17 protein-coding genes are annotated in these 22,526 nt (G+C 73.1%); 10 read left to right on the forward strand and 7 right to left on the reverse strand.

Annotated elements, in window-relative coordinates:
• Positions 1 to 19 precede the first annotated feature (19 nt).
• The 4 genes from ACWCSU_RS17760 (at position 20) to ACWCSU_RS17775 (ending at position 6,581) form a co-directional block, all read left to right on the forward strand.
• Positions 20 to 1,636, forward strand: a complete 1,617-nt coding sequence (locus ACWCSU_RS17760) for an outer membrane protein assembly factor BamB family protein (RefSeq protein WP_449936060.1) — start codon at positions 20 to 22, stop codon at positions 1,634 to 1,636.
• A complete protein-coding gene (locus ACWCSU_RS17765) occupies positions 1,633 to 2,490 on the forward strand; it encodes a hypothetical protein (protein WP_449936061.1) in 858 nt (285 codons plus the stop codon). The genes ACWCSU_RS17760 and ACWCSU_RS17765 overlap by 4 nt, the downstream gene beginning before the upstream one ends.
• Positions 2,472 to 4,895 carry an outer membrane protein assembly factor BamB family protein gene (locus tag ACWCSU_RS17770; RefSeq protein WP_449936063.1) on the forward strand — a complete coding sequence of 808 codons (2,424 nt, stop codon included), beginning with the start codon at positions 2,472 to 2,474 and terminating at the stop codon, positions 4,893 to 4,895. Before ACWCSU_RS17765 ends, ACWCSU_RS17770 begins: the two co-directional genes overlap by 19 nt.
• Positions 4,896 to 5,174: 279 nt before the next feature.
• Positions 5,175 to 6,581, forward strand: coding sequence for an MDR family MFS transporter (locus tag ACWCSU_RS17775; RefSeq protein ID WP_449936065.1), 1,407 nt, complete (start codon positions 5,175 to 5,177; stop codon positions 6,579 to 6,581).
• Here ACWCSU_RS17775 and ACWCSU_RS17780 read toward each other — a convergent pair.
• From ACWCSU_RS17780 to ACWCSU_RS17790, 3 genes are all read right to left on the reverse strand, one after another.
• Positions 6,578 to 7,231 carry a response regulator transcription factor gene (locus ACWCSU_RS17780; protein WP_364083877.1) on the reverse strand — a complete coding sequence of 218 codons (654 nt, stop codon included), beginning with the start codon at positions 7,229 to 7,231 and terminating at the stop codon, positions 6,578 to 6,580. The two genes, ACWCSU_RS17775 and ACWCSU_RS17780, sit on opposite strands and share 4 nt — an antisense overlap.
• Positions 7,216 to 8,547 (reverse strand): sensor histidine kinase, encoded by a 1,332-nt coding sequence (locus ACWCSU_RS17785; RefSeq protein ID WP_449936067.1) that lies wholly within the window; start codon positions 8,545 to 8,547, stop codon positions 7,216 to 7,218. The genes ACWCSU_RS17780 and ACWCSU_RS17785 overlap by 16 nt, the downstream gene beginning before the upstream one ends.
• Before the next feature lie 154 nt (positions 8,548 to 8,701).
• Positions 8,702 to 9,607 (reverse strand): LysR family transcriptional regulator, encoded by a 906-nt coding sequence (locus ACWCSU_RS17790; RefSeq protein ID WP_449936068.1) that lies wholly within the window; start codon positions 9,605 to 9,607, stop codon positions 8,702 to 8,704.
• 111 nt (positions 9,608 to 9,718) lie between these two features.
• Between ACWCSU_RS17790 and ACWCSU_RS17795 the strand changes: the two genes are divergently transcribed.
• From ACWCSU_RS17795 to ACWCSU_RS17810, 4 genes are all read left to right on the forward strand, one after another.
• Entirely contained in the window at positions 9,719 to 10,597 is an 879-nt protein-coding gene (locus tag ACWCSU_RS17795; protein WP_357702113.1) for an NmrA family NAD(P)-binding protein, read from the forward strand.
• 79 nt (positions 10,598 to 10,676) lie between these two features.
• Positions 10,677 to 11,336 carry a TetR/AcrR family transcriptional regulator gene (locus tag ACWCSU_RS17800; protein ID WP_357702111.1) on the forward strand — a complete coding sequence of 220 codons (660 nt, stop codon included), beginning with the start codon at positions 10,677 to 10,679 and terminating at the stop codon, positions 11,334 to 11,336.
• A 9-nt stretch (positions 11,337 to 11,345) separates the two neighbouring features.
• Complete coding sequence (locus ACWCSU_RS17805) at positions 11,346 to 12,548, forward strand: cytochrome P450 (RefSeq protein WP_357702109.1); 1,203 nt, start codon at positions 11,346 to 11,348, stop codon at positions 12,546 to 12,548.
• Between the two features lie 176 nt (positions 12,549 to 12,724).
• A complete protein-coding gene (locus ACWCSU_RS17810) occupies positions 12,725 to 13,504 on the forward strand; it encodes a hypothetical protein (RefSeq protein ID WP_449936072.1) in 780 nt (259 codons plus the stop codon).
• Between the two features lie 67 nt (positions 13,505 to 13,571).
• Here the strand turns inward: ACWCSU_RS17810 and ACWCSU_RS17815 are convergent, their stop codons facing one another.
• Complete coding sequence (locus ACWCSU_RS17815) at positions 13,572 to 13,787, reverse strand: endo-1,4-beta-xylanase (protein ID WP_449936075.1); 216 nt, start codon at positions 13,785 to 13,787, stop codon at positions 13,572 to 13,574.
• Between the two features lie 187 nt (positions 13,788 to 13,974).
• Between ACWCSU_RS17815 and ACWCSU_RS17820 the strand changes: the two genes are divergently transcribed.
• Together ACWCSU_RS17820 and ACWCSU_RS17825 are read left to right on the forward strand one after the other, a co-directional pair.
• A complete protein-coding gene (locus ACWCSU_RS17820; RefSeq protein WP_449936077.1) occupies positions 13,975 to 14,199 on the forward strand; it encodes a hypothetical protein in 225 nt (74 codons plus the stop codon).
• Positions 14,199 to 16,337: a peptidase domain-containing ABC transporter gene (locus ACWCSU_RS17825; RefSeq protein WP_449936078.1), complete on the forward strand. Its 2,139-nt coding sequence runs from the start codon at positions 14,199 to 14,201 to the stop codon at positions 16,335 to 16,337. Before ACWCSU_RS17820 ends, ACWCSU_RS17825 begins: the two co-directional genes overlap by 1 nt.
• Before the next feature lie 3 nt (positions 16,338 to 16,340).
• Here ACWCSU_RS17825 and ACWCSU_RS17830 read toward each other — a convergent pair whose 3' ends face one another.
• The 3 genes from ACWCSU_RS17830 to ACWCSU_RS17840 all read right to left on the reverse strand — a co-directional run bounded on the left by ACWCSU_RS17830 (position 16,341) and on the right by ACWCSU_RS17840 (position 22,470).
• Positions 16,341 to 18,572, reverse strand: a complete 2,232-nt coding sequence (locus ACWCSU_RS17830) for a polysaccharide lyase 8 family protein (RefSeq protein WP_449936079.1) — start codon at positions 18,570 to 18,572, stop codon at positions 16,341 to 16,343.
• 46 nt (positions 18,573 to 18,618) lie between these two features.
• Positions 18,619 to 19,593: a zinc-binding dehydrogenase gene (locus ACWCSU_RS17835; protein ID WP_449936082.1), complete on the reverse strand. Its 975-nt coding sequence runs from the start codon at positions 19,591 to 19,593 to the stop codon at positions 18,619 to 18,621.
• 90 nt (positions 19,594 to 19,683) lie between these two features.
• Positions 19,684 to 22,470, reverse strand: a complete 2,787-nt coding sequence (locus ACWCSU_RS17840) for a BTAD domain-containing putative transcriptional regulator (RefSeq protein WP_449936083.1) — start codon at positions 22,468 to 22,470, stop codon at positions 19,684 to 19,686.
• Positions 22,471 to 22,526: the final 56 nt, after the last annotated feature.

Below are 22,526 nucleotides of genomic sequence, written 5' to 3' on the forward strand. Positions count from 1 at the left end.
GGGGCGTCATCGCCGGTCCGTGCTCTGGCTGGCACTGCTGTGCGTCGGCTGCCTCGCGCTGCTGTCCCCGGCGCAGGCGGTGTCCCCGGCTCCGGTCAAGATCCCCAGTGGAGTGCGCTCGCTGCTGTGGAAGAGCACGTTCAAGGATGGTCTGTCCAACATTCTGCTGCTCGATGACGTTCTCGTCATCACGCACGGCAAGCGGGTGGAGGGCAGGAACGCCGTCACGGGCACGGTCGTGTGGGCGTTCGACACCTCCACGGTCGGCCAGTTCACGCCGCCCGAGGAGGCCATCGCCGCCACCGGGGACATCGTCTCCGTCTCGGCGCCGCTCGGGTCCAAGGACGAGGACGTGGAAGGCGACGGCAACGTTCTGTTCGCCTTCAACGGACGGGTCGGACGGGGGCTGTGGGCACTGGCCTCCGGGGCGCCCGGCGAGGGGCTGCCGCATCCCTTCTTCTCCCTGGTCGGCGCCGGCGGTGGACGGATCGTCATCAGCGTTCCGGCGATCAGCGCGATCAGAGGGCTGGACGCGGCGGACGGCGCACGGCGGTGGGACTCCCTCCTGACCCCCGGCTGCGCCTTCGAGGCCGGGGATGCCGACGACCGGGTGACCGGGGTGCTGATGCGGTGCGGCAAGCGATGGCGGCTTCGCGCGCTCGACTCGGGCAGCGGCGCGCCCCTCTGGGAGCATTCGGTGTTCCCGCTGGGCAATCCGCTGGTGGAGGTGGACGGCGGGGCGGTCGGGCTGGAGAGCGACAACGCCTTCGACCTCTTCGACACGTCGGGGCGGCGCCTGTATCAGCACATCGGGGAGACCATCTGCTCCTGCTCCTTCGTGGCGACCTCAGACACCGTCGTACTTGCCCGCTTTGAAGACGCCACCACCGACGCGCTGCTCGAAATCCTCGACCGGTCCTCGGGGCGCGTCGTCCTCACCCGCAAGGACGCGCGCTCCTACACGATGTTCGGCACCTCTGGCGGTAGACCGTATTGGGGGGAAGATCGCGCCCATGGCGGCGTGCTGATCCAGACGCTGGGCCCCGAGGGCGTCGTGACGCCCGTGGTCGCGTTCCCGGACGGGGATCCGCATGCCATGAACGACCAGGCGTTCCTGGTCGTCACCGGCGATGACAGCCCTCAGCTGAACGCCTACGGGCTCGGCCTGCCCGCCGAACCCGAACCCGGCGTCGTGGCGCGAGGCGGGGTGGCGCGCGCCGCGTGGCCGGACGCGTGTGCGCTCCTGCCGACGTCCGTGCTGGCCCGTGAGCTGCCGGGCGTGCACTTCCGCGCCGTTCCCCGGCGGGCGGCGCCCGAACTGGGCCTGAACACGCCCGTCGGCTGTGATCTGCTCCCCGAAGTACAGGGCGGGCGGCCGACGATCAGCGTCGACGTGGTGTGGGTGGGCACGACGCCCGGCGAGGCGAAGGAGCTGCTGGCGAACATGCCGTACGCCAGTCCCAAGAAGCTCGCGCCCGCTCCGGCCGACCAGCTCCTCACCGACGAGCAGTTGACGGACACGATCGCCCTGCGGGTCGGGAGCGCGGTGGTGCGGATCGACGGCGCGGGCGACCGCGACCTGACCGTACGGCTCGCGCGCCTGGCCGCCCGATCCCTCCGGGAGTTGCCGCCGTGACGCCGGCGCCCCCGCCCCCGGCCGCTCAGTCGCTGCAGGACTCGTCGGTCGGCGGCGACAACATCCAGATCGGGGCCGCCCGTGACGTCTCGATCGCCACCGGCACCAGGGTCCCACGGAAGTATCTGCTCGTCGTCCTGGTCGTGGTGCTTCTCGGAGCGGTGGCGGCGAGTGGCGTGCTGAAGAGCCTGTCCGACGCGGGCAAGGACCTCACGGGCGCCCCGGTCCTGTCCAGCAGGGTCACCTCAAGAATCAACGTGGGTGACGTCGTGGCCATGCGGGACGTCCTGACCTCGGGCAGCGACCTGGCGCTTCTCCAGCGTGGTCCGAACGATCGTCAGCTCCGGGACATGCTCGACCGCCACCACGCCGCCCGGGTGGGCTCGATGAACATCGTCATCGTCCTCCAGGGCAACCGGAACAGGCCCGTGCGGATCATAGACGTACGGCCCCATGTCATCACCTCGGGCGCGAAGCCGGCCGGCACCTGCATCCGGATTCCCTCGCAGGGCGACAGCTCGGAGTTCAAGCTCAAGGTCGACCTCGACAGGCAGCGGCCCGAGCAGGCGGACAGCTCTCGGTTCCTGCCGCACAGCGTGGATCTGGAGATGGACGAGCGCATGACCATCGACTTCACCGCAGAGGCCGACGACCGCTGGTACGAGTGGGACATCGAGGTCGTCTACGACGACGGGACCGGGACGGAGCTGAAGAGCACCTTCATCCGCGAACCGAGCGGAGAACCCTTCAGGGTCACCGGGCAGGCGAAGAAGTACGCGGTGGCCTACGGCGACAAGGCCATGAGCGGCTACCGCACCTCCAAGGAGCCATGGATATGCGGCGTCGGCGACTGAGGGCACCGGTCGTGCTCGCGCTGCTCCTGTGCGCCTTGGCTCTGTCGCCGGTCGGTCCGGGGGCGATCGGGAACGATCGCTTCACCACCGCCTGGCAGGTGGATGTCACCGTACCGAACGGGACGTTCGAGGCCGACGTGACGGCAGGCACCTTCCTCGCCCGCACCAACCAGGGGGTTCTCGCGTACGACACCGCCGACGGGAGCACCACGTGGGCGTACCGGCTGCTGACCGCCCGGGCCGTGAACTGGCAGCCGGGACCCGAGATGATCGCGGTCGCCTACGACCGGCCGCGGCTGAAGGACGCCGACCAGTTCCTGGTCGGGATCTCGGTGGCCGACGGCAAGGAGCGGTGGCGCAGGAATGGTCTGTCCTTTCCCCCTGGCTGGTACGCGACGTCCGTGGGCGAGGCGCGCCCGGCGGCCTTCGTGGCCGGAGATCGCAAGGGCCTGCGCGGTGTGGACGTCGAGACCGGCGCGGATCTGTGGCATTTCCTCGTGCCCGACGGCTGCAAGGCGACCACGACGACCGCCCGCGCCCGCTCTGCGCTGCTCGTCCTCACCTGCGGCGCGACCGCTCACGTGCTGCTGCTGGACGCGCTCACCGGTGCCACGCGCTGGAGCGTGTCCTTCCCGGCCGCGCCGCCGCCGTTCGTCCATTTCGCCGGCGACGCGGTCGTGGTCCGTCAGGATCATGCGATCACGGTGCTCGGCTCACGGGGCGAGACGGTCTCCAGGCAGACCGGCTGCTGGCCCGATTGCACGGTCGTCGGCAGAGGCGGCGAACTGTACGCCTTATATCGCAGCGGCAACGCGAGCACCCTGGCCGAGGTGGGCGGCCCCGCCTGGTCCAAACCCGCATACACGGGGCTGCTCAACGCCGGCCCCTATCTCGTGGGCTCCCGGACGCGTGAGCCCGGAAGCCTTCGGATGATCGACGTCATCGCCCCGGACACCGGGCGGTCCCGGTCGTACACGCTTTCCGTGCCCGGTCAGATCGTGGGGGCGGCCGGCGGACGGCTGTACACGTGGACCCGGTTGCACGGGGTCGGGCAGACCATGCGCGTCCGGTTCACCGCGTTCCGGCGCGTCCGCGCGCCGGCGGGGCCCTCGCCGCTGTCCGGCGTCGATCCGCACCGCTGGCCGGACGCCTGCGCGTTGCCGCCGGGGCCCGCCTTCACCGCCACCTCGGCGCAGAGCACGCTGGGGGACCTGTCGATGCCGCGTCCTGTGGCGTGCACGTACACGGGGGCGGACGGGACCACGCTGTCCGCGCGGGTCGTGTGGGTGGCTCCGAGTGTCGAGGAGGCCGACGAACTCCTGCGGACGCTGGCGGAGGCCGACGCGCTGGCCGGCGTGGCCGGTGTCGGGGATCGGGCGGCGAAGACGTCCGGTCTGGTCGTGTTCAGGGTCGGCACCGCCGTCGTGCGCGTCACGTCGGACCACGCAGCCGTGCGCGGACGCCTGACCGAGCTCGCCGGGTCCATGGCCGCCCGTCTGCGCGTTCCCGCCGCCGCTCAGGCGGTCCCCCGAGTTCCGGCCGAAGGCAGCGGGCCGATCACGCTCGTCCGGCTGCCGGGCACGCAGGTCACGGTGGAGCGGGACGTGCTGCCCGCGTACGTGATGAACCAGAACGCCTATGTCGGCGGCGAGCGTGTGGGCGGCAAGGTGGACGTGCTCTCGCCGGACCTCGCGCACACGGCCACCGGGACGGAACAGTGGCCCACGACCGGCCATCGCGACCACGTGACGATCACCGACGTCGCCACCGGGGACACGCACGTCGTTCCCACGGTCGCCGCGCCCAGGGGCACGTGGCTCCTGGTCTGGTCGCCGGACGGGCGGCGGTTGCTCATGACCGCCTCCAAGGACAACAACTCACTTGACGGGTTCGTCATCGTCGACATGGCGACGATGCATGCGCGTTTCACCCGAGTCGGCCATCCCGACCGTTACACCGGCCGTTTCGTCTGGGGAGACGCCCGGGGCACGACGGTGGCAGTCCAGAACAGGCCGGAGGACGACGGGCAACCGGCCCTGGACGTCACCTTGTTCACCCTCGACGGCAAGATCTCAAGGAAACTGCGACACGTCGGGCAGCTCTTCGGCGGCGTGAACTGGCTGTCACCGTCGGGGAACCGGTTCATGACCCACTGCCCGTCGCGCACGGACCAGACGTGCGTCTGGGAGAGCGCCGGCGGAGCACTGCTCACCCGGATCGGGATCGCCCCCAAGGACGTGATCTCCTGGTGGGACGAGGACCGACTGCTCGGCTGGCGCGACCAGAACACATACCAGCGGGCGGCCGTCCCCATCGACTTTCACAACGAGACGGGGCCGCAGGTCGCGGCGGCGCCCACCGGCTACTCGGTCGACAACCTCCAGCTCTTCTTCAGCCGCCCCTGACCGGCGATCGGCAGGTGGTGGGGTGAGGAAGCGGAGTTTCCATGCCTTTCCACGGCTGGGAGATACCGGTGTTGAGCTGCGGGTTCGTCCGGTGTGTGCTGTTCGTGGTGGTGGGTCGCGATGGCGGGGCGATGAGTTTCGTCGGTGGGGTTGGTCAGTATGGGGGTGACGAGGACTGCTGATGAGACCGGGAACCGCCAGGCCGGCCGTGACGATGCCAGGCCCGAATCCGATAGAGGTATCGTGTCCAGCCCACAGCTTGAGTCATCCACCACGGGTGTGAGCGCCGGCTCGCGCCGCACGCCGGCCGTGATCCGGTTGCTGGTGCTGGCGACGTTCGTGGTCGTGCTCAACGAGACGATCATGATCAACGCGATCCCGCGGTTGATGGACGCCATGCACATCACCGAGCAGACCGCTCAGTGGCTGTCCACGGCCTTCATGCTGACCATGGCCGGGGTCATCCCGATCACCGGCTGGTTCCTGCAACGGGTCACCACCCGCACGGCGTACACCACCGCCATGGGGCTGTTCCTGCTCGGCACGGCGCTGGCCGCCGTCGCGCCGGTGTTCGGGGTGCTGCTGGGGGCCCGGATCATCCAGGCGTCCGGCACGGCCGTGATGATGCCGTTGTTGATGACCACGCTGATGCAGGTCGTGCCCGAGAAGGACCGGGGGCGGGTGATGGGCAACGTCACCCTGGCGATCTCCGTCGCCCCGGCCATGGGCCCGGCGATCTCCGGCGTGATCCTGCACTTCGGGTCGTGGCGGCTGCTGTTCGCGGTGGTGCTGCCGATCGCCGGTCTGATCACGTGGAGCGGGTTGAGGCAGCTCAGGAACACCGGCGAGCCCGAGATCAGCACGATCGACTGGTTCAGCGTGGCCACGGCGGCGGCCGGCTTCGGCGGCCTGGTCTACGGGCTGAGCCGGTTCGAGGGCGGGGACTCGCGCGTGGCCGTCGCGATCACGGTGGCCGGGCTGGTCACCATCGCCGTCTTCGTCGTCCGGCAGCTCGCGCTGCAGAAGCGCGGCACGCCGCTGATGGACCTGCGCACGCTGCGCCATCGCACGTACACGGTCGCGCTCGTCCTGATGTCGGTGGCGTTCATGGCGATGCTCGGCTCGATGATCCTGCTGCCGCTCTACCTGCAGAACGTCCGGGCGCTCAGCCCGCTGGAGACCGGGCTCCTGGTGATGCCGGGCGGCCTGGCGATGGGCCTGCTCGGTCCGGCGGTCGGCCGGCTGTTCGACAACCACGGCGGCCGGGTGCTGGTCATCCCCGGCTCGATCGGGATCACGCTCGCGCTGGCCGGGTTCACCCAGGTCACGATGACGATGCCCTACTGGCAGCTCCTCGGCCTGCACGCGCTGCTCATGGTGAGCCTGGCGGCGACGTTCACCCCGGTCTTCACGCTCGGCCTCGGGGCGGTCCCACCGCACCTGTACTCGCACGGCAGCTCGATCCTGAGCACGCTCCAGCAGGTCGCCGCGGCCATCGGCACCGCGCTCGTGATCACCGTGATGAGCGCGCGGGCCGACACCCTGCGGGCCGAGGGCGTCACGCAGGCGCTGGCCAGCCTCGACGGCATGCGGCTCGCGTTCATCGTGGGCGCGGTCCTGTCGGTGGCGGTGGTGGTCACCGCGCTGCTCCTGCCGGCCCGGGCCGAACGCGCCGTCGAGCACTAGGGGGCGGTGGCGCCCAGGTAGGTGAGGACGGCCCGCACCCGGCGGTTGGTGTCGTCGTCGGCGGCGAGGCCGAGCTTGGCGAAGATCGTGGTCGTGTACTTGCTGATGGCGCCCTCGCTGAGGAACAGCCGGGCCGCGATCGCCGTGTTGGACAGGCCCTCGGCCATCAGTTCGAGCACCGAGCGCTCGCGTTCGGTGAGGGTGGCGAGGGGGTCGGCGTGCGCGGGGCGGCCGAGCAGCTTCGCCACCACCGTCGGGTCGAGGGCCGTGCCGCCGCCGGCGACGCGGGTGAGCGCGTCCATGAACTCGCCGGCGTCCAGCACGCGGTCCTTGAGCTGGTAGCCGACGCCGCCCTGGCCGTCGGCCAGGAGCTCGCGGGCGTAGAGCTGCTCCACGTGCTGGGAGAGGATCAGCACGGGCAGGCCGGGCACCTCGCGGCGGGCGGCGAGCGCGGCCTGGAGCCCCTCGTCGGAGAACGTCGGCGGCAGCCGTACGTCCACGACGGCCACGTCCGGACGGGTGGCGAGCAGCGCTTCGAGCGTGGCGGGGCCGGAGTCGACGGCCGCGACCACGGTGTGCCCGTACGCCTGGACGAGCCGGACGAGCCCGTCGCGGAGCAGGAAGAGATCTTCGGCTATGACAACGCGCACGGCACCGCCACTGAGACGCGGGTGGGTCCCCCGAGGGGGCTGTCGATCTCCAGAAGGCCGCCGAAGGCCGCCATCCGGCGCTTGATGCCGTCCAGCCCGGAGCCGGAGGACGCGGTCGCCCCGCCGGAACCGTCGTCGGTGACGGCCGCGGTGAGGGTCCGCGTGCGCGGCTCGTAGTCGAGCTCGACGGTCACGTGGGTGGCTCGGGCGTGTTTGGCCACGTTCGCCAGCAGCTCGGCGACGGCGAAGTAGACCGCGGACTCGACCGGGCGCTCGGGCCGCGCGGGCACGGAACTGCGTACGTCGACCTCGACGGGCGCGTCGAGCGCCAGGGCCCGTACGGCGTCGACCAGGCCGCGCTCGGTGAGCACCGGCGGGTTGATGCCGCGGACCAGCGACCGCAGCTCGGCCAGCGCCGCGATCGACGAGGCGCGGGCGTCGGCCAGGATCGCGCGGGCGGCGGCGGGGTCGGTCTCCAGGAGGTGTTCGGCGGCCTGCATGGACATGCCCATGCCGACCACCCGCGCCTGGGCGCCGTCGTGCAGGCCGCGCTCGATGCGTTCGAGCTCGGCGGCCTGGGTCTGAGTCAGGTCGGCGCGGATGGCCTCCAGCTCCTCCACCCGCCGCCCGAGCCGCGAGTACGGGATCGGGCCCAGGAAGCGGCGGCCCAGGAGACCGAGGACCCGCCACGCGAACGGCGCCGCGGCCAGGCCGGCGATGATCAGGGCGACGCCGTGACCCAGGAAGCCCGGCGTGAGCGTCAGGAGGACGCCGCCGGCGATCCCGGCCGGCGGCAGGGCCGCGACCGGCAGCACGCTCACCCCGGCGAGCAGGCACCACAGCCCGTCCCAGTGCAGCTGGGGATCGTGGAAGCGGGCGTTCATCCGGGCGCGGCGGCGGGCCTCCCGTTCGGACTTGTGGTACTCCTCGCCGTCCCACCAGTGGCCGGTGGCCATGCGGGTGACCGGCGCGGGGACGCGGTAGGCGACCTCGACGCGCAGGCCGAGCCAGCGCGCGGCGAGCCGGCGGGCGGCCTGGCTGAGGGTGCGGCTGGTCAGCGGGTGCACGCACCACAGGGCCACGGCGATCCACAGGATCACCACCAGCGTCTCCCCCAGGAGCGCCAGGGCAACGACGAACGGGGGGCCGGTCAGGTTCGCCGACCAGGAGTAGGCGAGCTTGGAGCCGCCGTAGCCGACGGCGACGCCGACGGTCGGCATCAGGCAGGTGAGCAGGACCAGGACGGCCGAACGGCAGAGCCCGAGCACGATCTCGGCGCCCCAGCGCAGGGGTCCGCCCCTCGTGGGCGACCTCACCTGCCAGCGTCCTTCGGCACGACGCCAATTGTGGCAGGCTGCCCTTTTTGGCGATGTCCGGGCACCTCCTCGACCGTCCGTGGTGGGCACGTCTGTCTTCTCCGGTTCCCGGGCGGTTCCGCCCGACCTCGGAGAACGTACGATCGTGCGCCGGTCACCCGGTATCCCGCCACGCCCCGTACGACGTGGGTCCAGCCCCACCCGAGGCGACGGCGACGGCGGCGCGGACGAACGCGGCCACGGCCGGTGAGCGGGAGCCCTGCGGCCACCCCACGGCGAGCACCGACGGCGACAGGTCGGCGACCTCCCGGTAGGCGACGCCCGGCCGGGGGTGCCGCCGCGCCACCGAGACCGGGACGAACCAGATGGCGCTGCCCAGCTCCACCAGGTTGCAGATCTGCGCCAGGTCCAGGCCGGTGCGCGGCGGGCGGCGGCCCGGGGGCGGTTCGGCGCCATCCCACTCGGCCAGGGTGCCGTCGGGCAGCGGCCGGCCGGCCAGGTCGGCCACGGACAGGCGGGGACGGGCGGCCAGCGGGTCGGCGGCCGACAGCGCGACCAGGCGGGGCTCGGTCAGCAGGGGCTCGGTGTCGAGGTCGCGGTCGTCGAAGGGGGTGACCAGCAGCGCGACGTCGGCCCGGCCGTCGCGCAGGGCCGGCGCCTGCTCGTTGCGCCCGCCCAGCAGCAGCTCGGCCGGGAGCGCGGCCTCCTCCTCGCGGTAGGCGGCGAGGATGCGGGGCAGCAGCCCGGCATCATAGTCGGCCTTGAGCGCCACCCGGAGCCCCGGCTCGGGACGGGCCGCGTGCCGGACCCGGCGGGCCGCCGCGGTGACCGCGTCGATGGCGATCCTGGCGTCGCGCAGGAAGATCTCGCCCGGCTGGGTGAGGGTGACCTGCCGCGTGGTGCGCTCCAGCAGGCGCACGCCCAGCCGGCGTTCCAGCTCGCGGATCGCGCGGGACAGCGGGGGCTGAGCCATGCCGAGCCGCGCGGCGGCCCGCCCGAAGTGCAGCTCCTCGGCCACGGCCACGAAGTAGCGGAGCTCGCGGACCTCCAGGTCATTCATATCGGCAGGGTATCAATGGTGATCGGATCGGTCCTTCAGGTTCGCCGCCGTGCTCGGTTGACTGGCCGTGCCCCCCACTACGACCCCGTCGTTTTCCCCCTGGAGTCCTCCATGATCGTCATCACCACGCCCACCGGCCGGATCGGCCGGCAGGTCCTCGACCTCGTCCTGGCCGCGGACGAGCCGGTCCGCGTCGTCGTACGGGACCCCGCCCGCCTTCCGGCGCCCGTCCGCGAGCGGGTGGAGGTCGTGCCGGGGTCGCACGGCGAGGCGCGCGTCGTCGAGGAGGCGTTCGCGGGCGCCGACGCCGTGTTCTGGGTCGTCCCGCCGAATCCGCGGGCCGCCGGCCTCGACGCCGCCTACCTGGACTTCACCCGGCCGGCGTGCGAGGCGTTCGTGAGCCGTGGCGTCGGCCGGGTGGTCGGGGTCTCGGCCCTGGGCCGCGGCCTGCCCCTGGACGCCGGTCTCGTGACGGCCTCGCTGGCCATGGACGACCTGATCACGGGCACGGGCGTGCACTACCGGGCCCTGACGCTGCCTTCGTTCATGGACAACCTGCTCGACCAGGCGGCGGTGATCAGGGACCAGGGCGTGTTCTTCTCCCCGGTGCACGGCGACCTCAAGGCCCCCGCCTGCGCCACCCGCGACATCGCGGCGGTGGCCGCCGGGCTGCTGCTCGACCGTGGCTGGACCGGGCGGGCCGACGTCCCCGTGCTCGGGCCGGAGGATCTGTCGGGCGAGGACATGGCGCGGATCATGTCCGACGTGCTGGGACGGCCGATCCGGCTGCGGCACGTGCCGGTGGCGGCGTTCAGGGCCATGATGGTCGAGCAGGGCAGGTCGGAGGCGATGGCTCAGGGGATGGCCGACATGATGGAGGCCAAGAACCGGGGCCTGGACAACGCCGAGCCGCGTACCCCGGAGGCCACCACGCCCACCGGTTTCCGCCAGTGGTGCGAGGACGAGCTCAGGCCCGTCGTCCTGGGCTGAACGTGCCCCTTGTACGCGGCACCGGCGCGGCGTAGCGTGACTGATGACCAGATTTCTTATCTAGTCACGAGGTGTGGCGATGGTCGAAAGGGCGGACCGGATCCTCGACGCCGCGGGCGAGCTGCTGCTGCGTCACGGGTACCGGAGGGTCACCGTCGAAGACATCGCGGGCCGCGCCGGAGTGGGCAAGGGCACCGTCTACCTGCACTGGCGGACCAAGAACGAGCTGTTCGAGGCGCTGCTCCTCCGGGAGTCCATCGAGGTCGTGGAGGAGTCCGCGGCGATGTTGCGGCGCGACCCCACCCAGGTGCTGCCCCACCGCTTCTCGCGGGCGGCCTTCGTCTCCATGAGCCGCAGGCCGCTGCTCCAGGCGCTGTTCACGACCGACTTCGAGCTGCTGGGCAAGCTGGCCAAGCATCCGCTGCGCAGCCACGACCTCCTCGCCTCCCAGCGGTTCCAGCAGGTGGCCGACCGGTACGGGCTGCTCAGGGCGGACATGCCGCACCCCCGGTACACGCTGAGCGCCGCGTCCACGGGCTTCTACCTGATCAACGGCGTCGACGCCACGGGGTCGGAGCTGAGCGTCGAGGAGCGGGCGGACGCGCTCGCCTTCACCGTGCGCCACGCCTTCGAGCCCGCCGAGGAGCCGTCCGCCGAGGTGCTGGAGGCGGCGGCGGCGGAGTACGTCGCGATTCTCGAGGAGCTGATCCCGCCCTACCGCAAGTGGATCTACGACTAAGGAGAGGCGATGTCCGACATCGTCGAACGGTACAAGATCTCCAAGCAGCACTTCTGGTTGCACGGGCCCCGATCGGGCCCGTCCGTCGAGTACGACGCCGCCGCCGGGATGTACAACGTCCACGGCTACCAGGAAGTGCACGACGTTCTCGGCGACCCCACCACGTTCTCCTCCGACACCATGCGGCTGGTCCCCAAGGGGCTGCTGCCGCAGGGCGACGAGATCTCGCTGGAGGGGTTCATCACCCAGATCGACCCGCCGGAGCACGGCAAGCTGCGCAAGCTGGTCAGCAGCGCGTTCACCCGCAAGGTCGTCGCGGACCTCGAACCGCGCATCGCCGCCGTCACCCACGAGCTGCTCGACGCGACCGAGGGCCGCGACCGCCTGGAGCTGGTGACCGACCTGGCCTACCCGCTCCCCGTCATCGTCATCGCCGAGCTGCTGGGGGTGCCGAGCAGCGACCGGGCCCTGTTCAGGAAGTGGGCCGACGGACTGTTCCAGCGCGACGCCAAGGTCTCGCTCGCCGAGCCCACGGAGGAACAGAGCGCGCAGGTGGCGAGCACCCTCAAACCGTGGCGGGAGATGACCGAGTACCTCGCCGGGCACTCCGCCGAGCGCCGGGCGCGGCCCCGCGCCGACCTGCTCACCAAGCTGGTCGAGGCCGAGGTGGACGGCGAGCGCCTGCCCGACGACCAGGTCGTCAACTTCGCGATGGTCCTGCTGCTCGCCGGGCACATCACCACGACGATGCTGCTCGGCAACACCGTGGTCTGCCTGGACGCCTTCCCCGACCAGCAGGACAAGGTGCGGGCCGACCGCTCCACGGTGCCGGCCGTGATCGAGGAGTCGCTGCGGCTCTTCACCCCGTTCTCCGCGCTGGGCCGGTCGACCACCCGCGAGGTCGAACTGGGCGGGGTGACGATACCGGCCGACAAGATGGTCATGCTCTGGCTCGGATCGGCCAACCGGGACCCCCGGCAGTTCCACGACCCCGAGGTCTTCGACGCCGGCCGCGATCCCAACCCGCATCTCGCCTTCGGCCGCGGCATCCACTTCTGCCTGGGCGCCCCCCTGGCCCGGCTGGAGGGACGGGTGGCGCTGAACATCCTGCTCGACCGGGTCGAGGTCCTGCGCACCGACCCCGACGACCCGGTGCTCTTCATCCCCACGCCGACCATGACGGGGGTGAGCCGGCTACCGCTCGTGCGGTGAGCCGCCGTCCGCGGAACGCACAGGCCGGGTGATGGCGGCGCGGGCGGTTCCCGTCCTCGGCAAGGGCGGGCTCAGGAGGCGGCAAAGTGCCGCGCGTTGCCGTGGGCGTCCTGCTCTGTGGGGGCCAAGGTGGCTTGTTCACCTTCGTCGCAGCACAAGAGGGGACGATCCTGGCTATGGGCGGCAAGCAGCGGAAGCTGGAGCTGAGCGGGCCGCAGATCGTGGGAAGCGCCCTGGCCGCGGTCACCGCCGCGGTCGCGGCCTCGTACCTGGGCACGGCGGGGACGGTGATCGGGGCCGCGATGATGAGCGTGGCCAGCACCGTCGTCGCCGACGTCTACACGCATTACCTCAAGCGCACCGGCGACAAGGTGAAGCGGCGCACGGCGGTCGCCCTGCGCGGCCACCCGGCCCTGCCCGACCCGCCCGCCACCCCTGACCCGCCGGGCCCGCCCGTCGCTCCCGCCGCGGCGCGGGCTGTCAGGGGGAAGGGGGGCAAGAGGCCGCGGTGGGCCAGGGTCTGCGGGGCGGCGGCGCTGGTGTTCACCGTCAGCATGGGGAGCATCGTGATCTACGAGCTCGTCGCGGACCGCACGGTGGCCGATCAGGTCGCCGGACGCACCTCGGGCGAGGCCGGCAGGGCGCCGGGCAGGAAGGACCGCCGGGATGGACGGGCGGTCGGCGAGCCGCGGCACGAACGTCCCGCCACCCGGCAGCCGAGCCCGACGCCGTCACCCGGGCCGTCCACAGGGCCGTCCGCGACGCCCAGCCCGTCGGCGCCCGCCACGGTCACGCCGACGCCGACGCCCGGCGGGACGGACACCACCGTCCCGTCCCCCGCGCCCACGCCGGACGCCGGCCCTTCGGAGCCCACCCCCACCTCCTTCCCCTCGCCGACCGGCCACGACCCGACCGACGCGCCCGACCAGAGCTTCCCCGACCTCCTCTTCCGCTGACCGTTCCGCCGCCCCTTTCGGTGGCCGGGGGCCCGGGGGGTAGGGGCCGGGGGTTAGGGCTTTGTGGTTAGGCGGGTTTGGGGGTCAGGCGGTCGTCCAGGAGGCAGGCGGCGCCTTCGCCGTCGAACCAGCCCGGCACCCACGAGTGGCGGTCGGGGCCGAGGTGGGTGAGCCAGATGGACTTCCGGAGCGGGCCGTCCTCCTCGATCACCTCGTTGACGACGTCCCAGGCCCGAACCTTGCCCTTGTGCGCGTCAAGCAGTCGATCCCAAGTGGCTTCCAAGTAGGCGTTCCTAGCCTTTGTCGTGACTTGAGTGGAGGGGCAGGTGGGCCATGGGGTGGCGGGTCAGGCAGACGACGGTCCGAGGCGGGGGGCGCCGGCCTTGAACGATCCGTACGGCACGACGCGCCCGATCCCGCGTCACGCCGCACCACACCCCCGCCACGCGGCCCCCCACCCACCCCAGCCGGTGCAGCCGACACAGCCGGTGCAGCCGGGCGGGCAGGACAAGAGCGGGCAGGACGGGCACGGGCTCTTCCGGGAGGAGGCGTTGCGGCATCGGGCGATGTCGCGGGTCACCCGGCTGCCACTGGTGATCAGCACCCCGTCGTTCCTGGCGTTGTGGCTGCTGGCGGCCGTGCTCCTCGTCATCGGCGTCCTGCTGACGATGGTCGCGGTCGAGGCGGTCGCCTGATGTTCCGCCGCGTCCCCGTACTGCTCCAGAACACCGACACCGAGTGCGGCGCCGCCTGCCTGGCCATGGTGCTGTGCCACCACGGGCAGCGCACCACCCTCCACCAGATCGCCGAGCAGCTCCGGGTCGGCCGGGACGGCCTGAGCGCCAAGGCCATCGTGGACGGCGCCCGCGAGCACGGCCTCAAGGCCCGCGCCTTCTCCCTGGCCCCCGAGGACCTGGCCCGCGTGCCGCTCCCCGCCGTCGCGCACTGGGAGTTCAACCACTTCATCGTGGTCGAACGCTGGTCCCCCGACCACGTGGACGTCGTCGACCCCGGGTACGGCCGCCGCAGGCTGACCGCGGAGGAGTTCGGCGCCGGGTTCACCGGCGTGCTGCTGGTGTTCGAGCCGGGCGAGGGCTTCCGGCGCGGCACGACCTCGGCGGCGGGGGCCTGGCGCAAGGAGTTCGTCCGGACCCTGTTCCGGCGGCGCAGGGGCCTGCTCGCGCAGCTCATCGCGGCCTCGTTGCTGCTGCAGCTGCTCGGGCTCGCCCTGCCGATGTTCTCGCAGCTCCTCCTGGACTCCATCGTGCCCAGGCGGGCGGTGGAGGTGCTGTCCCTGCTGGGCGTCTCCGTGCTGCTCGCGGGGGCGGCCCAGCTCGTGATCGGGTACCTGCGGGCGGCCCTGCTGGTCGCCGTACGGGCCCGTGCCGACCAGGAGCTCACCGAAAGTCTGGTGACCCACCTGGTGACGCTGCCGTACCGGTACTTCCAGCAGCGCGGCAGGGGCGACCTGGTGACCAGGGCGGGCAGCGTCTCGACGCTCGGCGACATCCTCACCGGGCAGGTCGTCGCGGCGCTGCTGGACGGCCCGCTGGCCGTGGGCTACCTGGCGCTGGTCTACCTCTGGGACCCGGTGTTCGGGCTCGCGCTGACCGGCGTGGCCGTGCTGCAGACGATCCTGCTGCTGGCCACGACGAGCCGGATCGCCACGCTCACCCGGCAGGAGCTGACGGCGCTGGCGGCGTCCCAGACCAGCCTCATCCAGACGATCACCGGCATCGAGACGCTGAAGGCGTCGGGCGCCGAGAAGCGGGCCGTGGACCAGTGGTCGTCCCACTTCGCCAAACAGCTCAACGCGGACGTGCGCGCCGGGCTCACCAGGGGGCTGCTGGAGTCGGCGCTGGCCGCGATCCGGGTGACGGCGCCGCTCGGGCTGCTGTGGCTGGGCGCCTGGCGGGTGCTCGACGGGCAGCTCACGGTGGGCGAGCTGGTCGCGCTGAACGCCATCGCGCTCGGCGCGCTGACCCCGCTCGGCTCACTGATGACCGGGTTGCAGAGCCTCCAGCAGGCGGGCGCGCACTTCGACCGGCTCTCCGACATCCTGGCCTCGGAGCCGGAGCCGAGCAACGGCATCGAGGTGCTGCGGCTGCGGGGCTCGGTCGAGCTGCGCGGGGTGAGCTTCCGCCACGACCCGCGCGCCCCCTGGACCGTGCGCGACGTCTCGGTCTCCATCCGGCCAGGGCAGAAGGTCGCCCTGGTGGGCTCGTCCGGCTCGGGCAAGAGCACGCTGGCCCGGCTGCTGCTCGCGCTGCACACCCCCGTGCTGGGCGAGATCCGTTACGACGGCGTCCCGGCCGCCGAGCTGAACCTGCGCACGCTGCGCCGCCAGTTCGGCGTGGTCACCCAGGACCCGTCCCTGTTCAGCGGCTCGATCAGGGAGAACATCGCGCTGAACGAGCCGGGCGCGTCGCTGGAGCGGGTGGTCGCCGCGGCCCGCCTGGCCGCGCTGCACGACGAGATCATGGACATGCCCATGGGGTACGAGACGATGCTCACCGACGGTGGCGGCCTGTCCGGCGGGCAGCGGCAGCGGCTCGCCCTGGCCCGTGCCGTCCTGTCGCGCCCGAAGGTGCTGCTGCTCGACGAGGCCACCAGCAACCTGGACAGCGCCACGGAGGCGGCCATCGAGGCGAACCTGAGCCGGCTCGTCCAGACCAGGATCGTGATCGCCCACCGGCTGAGCACGGTCAGGGACGCCGACGTGATCCTCGTGATCGACGCGGGCCGGGTGGTGGAACGCGGCACCCACGACGAGCTGACGGCCGTGGGCGGCAAGTACACCGAACTGGTCGCCGCCCAGGCCGTCATGTCCTGACGTTCATGCGAGCCGCACGCTCAGCGTGACGGAGGCGCCCTCCAGGCGGACCAGCGGCCCGAAGGTGAGCGTCAGCCGGTCGCCCGTCGCCGCGCCCACCACCGGCGGGTCGCCGCGCAGCACCTCGGCGACCGGCCGGTCCCAGGTCACGGTCAGCCCGTCCAGGTCGCGCCGGGGATCGGCCACGGTCACCGTGGCCGTGCCTTCGGCGTCCTCCCTGACCAGCACGGCGCAGGGCCCGGACGCGGCCAGCGGGCCGGCGACGCCGTCGTTCCAGAAGGCGGCCGCGGTGACGCCCAGCGCGTCCACCCGGACGGCCTGCTGCCGCGCGGTGTTGGCCAGCACGCGGGCCCACCCGGGATCGGCGGCCCTGGCGATCGTGCGTTCGCGGCTCGCGCCGGGCAGGAGCAGGTAGACGTAGTCCGCCTGGTCGGGGTCGATGCCGTGGTCGAGCCAGAGCGTGCGGTAGTCGCGGTTCCCGCGCCGCTCCCGGAGGGTGCGCAGGCCGTCCGGGACGACGTAGCCGCCGTGGCCGTCGAGGTGCGCCCAGCCCGCCCGGATGTCGACGGTCAGCGGGGCGGCGGTCCTGCGGTTGTCCACGATCGTCTCGACCGGCACGCCGTCCGCGCCGCTGATCCCCGCGCCGAGGCAGACCACCGCGTCGTCGAGGAAGAACCAGGACTTGAACGCCTCCATCGTGCTGTCGAGGCCGTTGAGGTGCTGGCCGACGACGGCGTACAAGCCGTCCGTGGCGCCGCCGACCCAGCGGCCGGGCGGGCAGGTGTCGCCCCAGGCCGGGCCGGCGCCGTCGGGCAGCCGCCGGGTCGAGACCGTCGTGCCGGGCAGCCGGTAGGGGTCGACGGTGGTCCAGAACGAGTCGGAGTACTGGTCGGCGTGGCCGTCGGCCCACCAGTAGAGCATGCCCGAGCCGGTGTGCCAGCCCCGCAGGTTCTCGCCGTTGCCGTGCTCGTAGTGGCCGATCCTGGACGAGGCCATGCTGAGCGCGGCGCACCAGCCCGGCCGGCGGTGCACGGCCCGCGCGCTCATCGGGAACAGCCGGTGGCCGACGGGCTCCGGCGCGGCGGGCACGGCGTCGTCGCCGAGGACGGCGGCCAGGCGGGCGTGGAAGCCCGGCTCGGCCTCCGCCAGCATGGGACGGCACGTCTCGCGTACGGCCCAGCCCTTGACCATCGCCTGCCAGCGGGCCCGGTCGGCGGCCGGGGCCACCTCGCCGAGCAGCAGGATCGCGTCGGCCAGCTCGCGCCCCCTGTCGTGGTCGCCGAACGGCTTCCTGCCGACCCCTCTGCCGCGCACCAGGTCCATGCAGAACCCGTCGCGGACGAACGGCGCGAACGACCGCTCCACCATGGCGAACACGGTCAGGTCGGCGACCTCCCACGGCGTGCCGCGCAGCACCGCGAACAACGTCGCCAGCCCGGCGAGCAGCGTCACCCCGTAGGCCCCCTGGTAGGGCACGGTCGAGTGCTGGACGAACGACCCGTCCCGGTAGAAGCCGTCACCCTCGGAGACCGTGCGGAACACCGGGGAGAGCGCCGAGACCGCCAGCCCCGCCTTGCCCGGGTCGGCCCTGAGCATGGCGCGCAGCAGCATCACCACGCACAGGTCCACCCGGTTGGCGGCGGTGCTGGTGCCGCTGTAGTCGCCCAGGCGGCTCTCGGGCACGAAGTGGTCGACGGCGTCCCGTAACGCGGCGCTCCGCCGCTCGCCCAGGTGCGGCCCGACCAGCACGGCGGCGTCGAGCAGCGCCTTCGGCACGCCGATCTCCCAGTGCCACCAGTTGCCGGCCGGGTCGGCGCCGTCGGCGTACACGTGGCGGCGGTAGTGGTCGATCCCGGCGGCGACGGCGGCGGCCAGGCCCGCGTCGCCGGTCAGCCCGGTCCCGGGCGACGCGTACGCGCGGGCCATGGCCAGCAGCCTTCGCGGCGTCGCGACGAACGACGGGAACGGCTGGTCCGGCCAGAGCGACGTGCCCGTGTACGCCATCGCCGCCCGGTGGCGGGCCGCCCGCCGCCCCGCCTCGGCCAGCCGCGTCCGGTACGGCTCCGCGCCCGCGTCGAACCCCGACCCCGCCGTCACCTCCCGCCACCGGCGGCGCAGCGTGACGAAGGAGTCGTCCGGCGTGTGGGCGGGCTCGACCCGGGCGAGCGCCCCCGCCACGCCGGCCACGGCGACCGCGCCCGCCTGGAGCAGAAGTCGCCTGGACGGCCGGTGCACGCCTCGATTATGACCCCATGGCCCGCCTGGATCGGGCCGCCGGCGGTCAGACCTCCAGCAGGGTCTTGCCGTTCACCGCGCGGGCCTCGATCGCCGCGTGCGCCTCGGCCGCCCGCTCCAGCGGGAACGTACGCCCCACGACCGCCCTGAGCCGCCCGGCCGCCGCCTCGGCGATCGCCCGTCCGGTCCGCTCGTTCCCGTCGCCGCTCAGGGCGGCCAGCTGCTCCAGGCCGATCACGGTGACGCCCCGCCGGGCGGCCTCCTCGGGATCGACCGTCGTGGTGCTGCCGCTGGACGCGCCGTGCACGGAGAACCGCCCGCCGCGCGCGGTCATCTCGAACGCCTGGCGGCCGAGGTCGCCGCCCACGCCGTCGAAGACCACGTCGGCCCCGCGCCCGCCGGTCGCGTCGAGCACCTCGTCGGTCCAGCCGGGACGCGAGTAGTCGACGGTGACCTCGGCGCCGAGCCCGGCCACCACCTCCAGCTTGGCCGCGCCGCCCGCCGCCCCGATGACCCGCGCGCCGGCCCCCCGCGCGAGCTGCACGAGCAGGCTGCCGAGCCCTCCGGCGGCGGCCTCGACGAGCACCCATTCGCCGGGCCGGATGGCGGCGTTGACGAACAGGCCCACGGCCGTGTTGCCGTCCACGAGCAGCGCCGTCGCGTCGGCCAGTTCGAGCTCGTCCGGCACCTCGACCAGGTCGGCGGCCCTGGCTACCACCAGTTCGGCGTTCCCGCCGCCGAAGCCCGGCGTACGGGTCACCACCCGCCGCCCCACCAGCCCGGGATCGACGCCCTCGCCCACGGAGACCACGAGCCCGCCCACGCCGCCGCCTGGCACGTACGGGAGCTCGGGCAGCGGCGGCCCCGGCGTGAACCCCCGCCTGAGCTGCGTCTCGATGAAATTGATCTCGGCGAAGGCGACCCGCACCACGACCTCGCCCGACCCGGCCACCGGGTCGGGGACGGTCTGCGTCTCCAGCACCTCGGGCCCGCCGAACCTCGTCACCCGCACAACTCTCATGCCCACTCCTCATCCGGAACAGCTTCCCTGCCAGGTTGCTACCTCAAGGCGACTTGAGGTCAACCCGTCCGGGCCGGCGGGAATCCCGGGTCAGTGGACGCGGCTCCTGATCAGCGTGTCGAGCAGGTCGTGCACCTGGGCGGGCGACAGGCCGGCCCCCTCGCGCAGGCACTCGGCCAGCTCGTCGGCGGGAAGCGCGTGGCGGATCAGCCGCTCCCGCTCGGCGCCGTCGGCCGGGTCCAGCTCCGGCGGCGAGAAGCCGACCCGGGCCCCGACCGCCTCGACCGCGCCGAGCAGGCGGGCGCCGTCGCGCGGCAGCCCGCCCGCGGCGAGCACCCCGGCCAGGGTGTGGGCCATGACCAGCCAGGACGTGACGTCCTTGTCCTCGTCGAGCATGCGCAGGATCGGCAGCCCGGACGCCAGCGGCCGGTCGGTACGGCCGGTCAGCAGGTCGATCTTCATCAGCAGCCAGGTCGAGGAGGCGGTGACGAAGCGGTGTCCCGTCCCGGTGGCCACCGCGATCGAGTCGGTCAGCCACTCGGCCGCCTCGCCCGTCTCCCGCGCGAACACCAGCAGCATGCCGAGCACCATCAGCGCCTCGGCGTGCAGCCACTCCATGCCCGCGACCTCGGCCAGGTCGAGCGCCGCCCGGGCGTCGGCCAGAGCGTTGGGCGCCCCGCACAGGCCGCCGAACAGCGCCCGGTAGGTGAGGGCCCGTCCCTCGGCGACCAGGTCGTCGGCCAGCCGGGCCATCTCGGCCGCCTCCCTGGCCCGCCGGCTCGCGGCGACGAAGTCGCCGGCCAGGTAGTGGAGGCCGGCCATGCCGATCAGCGCCTGGGAGCGCACGCCGGGCTCGGCGTCGGGGTAGAGCTCCATGGCGGCCGACAGGCTGGCCAGCCCCTCGGCGACGTGCCCCCTGCGGTACCAGAACCACGACAGCAGGCCGGTGAGCCGCAGCGCGTACCCGCCGTCGCCGGCCAGCATCGCCGAGGTGAACGCGGCCCGGTGCTCGGCCTGGTCGGCGAGGAGCACCTCCATCGCGGCGGCCGCCCCCTCGCCGCGGATCCTGGCGTCGGCGGCCTCGGCGCGGCCCAGCACCCAGGCCCGGTGCGCGGCCTGGGCCTCGGCCAGCTCGGCCGGGTCCTGCCGGGCGCGGGCGAACTCCTTGATCGTCTCCAGCATCCGGTAGCGGCGCGGCGAGGTGCCGGGCTCGACCGCGACCAGCGACTTGCGCACCAGCGCGCCCAGGCCACCCAGGACCGGCCGCCCGCACACCGCGGCCGCCGCGTCCAGGTCGAAGCCCGAGGCGAACGCGCCGAGCCGGTGGAACAGCTCGCGCTCGGCGGGTTCGAGCAGGTCGTAGCTCCACTCCACGGTACGGGCGAGCGTGCGGTGCCGCCGGGGGCCGGCGCCGTCGGTGAGCACGCTGAACCTGTCGTCCATCGAGGTGAGGATCTGCTCGACCGACAACATGCGGCACTGCCCGGCGGCCAGCTCGACCGCCAGGGGCAGCCCGTCGAGCCCCTGGCAGAGGCGTTCGGCGTTCGCCAGCTCCGCCGGGGTCGGCTCCCAGCCGGGCGCGGCGGCCCTGGCCCGGCTCAGGAACAGGTCGCGGGCGTCGGCCGTGGACAGCGGCGGCACGTCGTACAGGGCCTCGCCCGGCACGCCGAGCGTCTCGCGGCTGGTGGCGAGCACGCGTACGCCGCCCGCCCCGGCCAGCAGCTCGGCCACCGTGTCGCGGACGGCCGCCACGAGGTGCTCGCAGTTGTCGATCACGATCAGCGGGCTCCGGCCGCGCAGCGCGTACGCCAGGCGCTGCGCGGTGACCGGCCCGGTCAGCCCGAGCACCTGGGCGATGGCCCCGGCCACCAGCGAGGGGTCGGCCAGCCCGGCCAGCTCGACCAGCCACGGCCCGTCGGCGTCGTCCCTGGCCCGCGCGGTCTCCAGCGCCAGCCGGGTCTTCCCGATGCCCCCGGGCCCGCCGAGCGTGACCAGCCGGTGCTCGGCGAGCAGCGCGGCCACCTGCTCGACCTCGGCCGTCCTGCCGACAAGAGCGGTCACGGGGAAGGGCAGGTTGCCGCCGCTTTCCGGCAGCGGCGCGGCGCCCCCGGGCCGCAGCGTGTCGTCCTGGGCCAGCACCGCGGCCTCAAGCTCCCGCAGCCCCGGCCCCGGATCGATGCCCAGCTCCTCGGCCAGCACGCGGCGCGCCGACCGCAGCGCGGCCAGCGCGTCGCCCTGGCGGCCCGACCGGTACAGGGCCAGCACCAGCAGCTCCCAGCCGCGCTCGCTCATGGGCTGCTCGGCGGTGAGCTTCTCCAGCTCCGGCACCGCGACCGTGTGCCGTCCGAGCGCGAGCTGCGCGGCGTACAGGCTCTCCCGCGCCGACAGGAACAGCCCCTGGAGCCGCGCGATCTCCGGCACGGCGAACGCCGCGCCCGCGAACTCCCCGTACGGCTGGCCGCCCCACAGCTCGACGGCCTCGCCCAGCACGGCCAGCGCCGCGCTGTGGTCGCCCGCCTCCAGCAGGAGCTGTCCCTCGCCGACCTTGCGGGCGAACCGCTCGGCGTCCACGGCGTCGGGCTCGACGCGCAGCGTGTAGCCGTTGCCGACGCGGGCCAGCACGCTCTCCGGGGACCGGTTGGTCCGGCCGGGTTCGAGTGCCTTGCGCAGCCTGGTGATGTAGGAGTGCAGGGTGGGCATCGAGGCGGGCTCGCCCTCGTCCCAGGCGGCGTCGAGCACGCGTTCGGCCGAGACGACCTGGCCGCGCGCCGCGACCAGCACGGCGAGCACCGCGCGCTGCCTCGGGCCGCCGAGCGCGACCTCCACCCCGTCGATCTCGGCCACGATCGGCCCCAGCACCTTGACGCGCAGCGCCACTATCCACCTCGGTTCAGCGCCCCGGGCCGCCCCGGGTCAAGGAAGCTTAAATGAGG

This window comes from Nonomuraea sp. NPDC001699, from assembly GCF_053596455.1.

Bases quoted from the DNA above. Each gene is read 5' to 3' on its own strand.
- ACWCSU_RS17790 (WP_449936068.1), bottom strand. From the start codon at position 9,607: ATGAATGACCTGGAGGTCCGCGAGCTCCGCTACTTCGTGGCCGTGGCC.
- ACWCSU_RS17810 (WP_449936072.1), top strand. From the start codon at position 12,725: ATGGGCGGCAAGCAGCGGAAGCTGGAGCTGAGCGGGCCGCAGATCGTG.
- ACWCSU_RS17835 (WP_449936082.1), bottom strand. From the start codon at position 19,593: ATGAGAGTTGTGCGGGTGACGAGGTTCGGCGGGCCCGAGGTGCTGGAG.
- ACWCSU_RS17795 (WP_357702113.1), top strand. From the start codon at position 9,719: ATGATCGTCATCACCACGCCCACCGGCCGGATCGGCCGGCAGGTCCTC.
- ACWCSU_RS17825 (WP_449936078.1), top strand. From the start codon at position 14,199: ATGTTCCGCCGCGTCCCCGTACTGCTCCAGAACACCGACACCGAGTGC.
- ACWCSU_RS17770 (WP_449936063.1), top strand. From the start codon at position 2,472: ATGCGGCGTCGGCGACTGAGGGCACCGGTCGTGCTCGCGCTGCTCCTG.
- ACWCSU_RS17800 (WP_357702111.1), top strand. From the start codon at position 10,677: ATGGTCGAAAGGGCGGACCGGATCCTCGACGCCGCGGGCGAGCTGCTG.
- ACWCSU_RS17805 (WP_357702109.1), top strand. From the start codon at position 11,346: ATGTCCGACATCGTCGAACGGTACAAGATCTCCAAGCAGCACTTCTGG.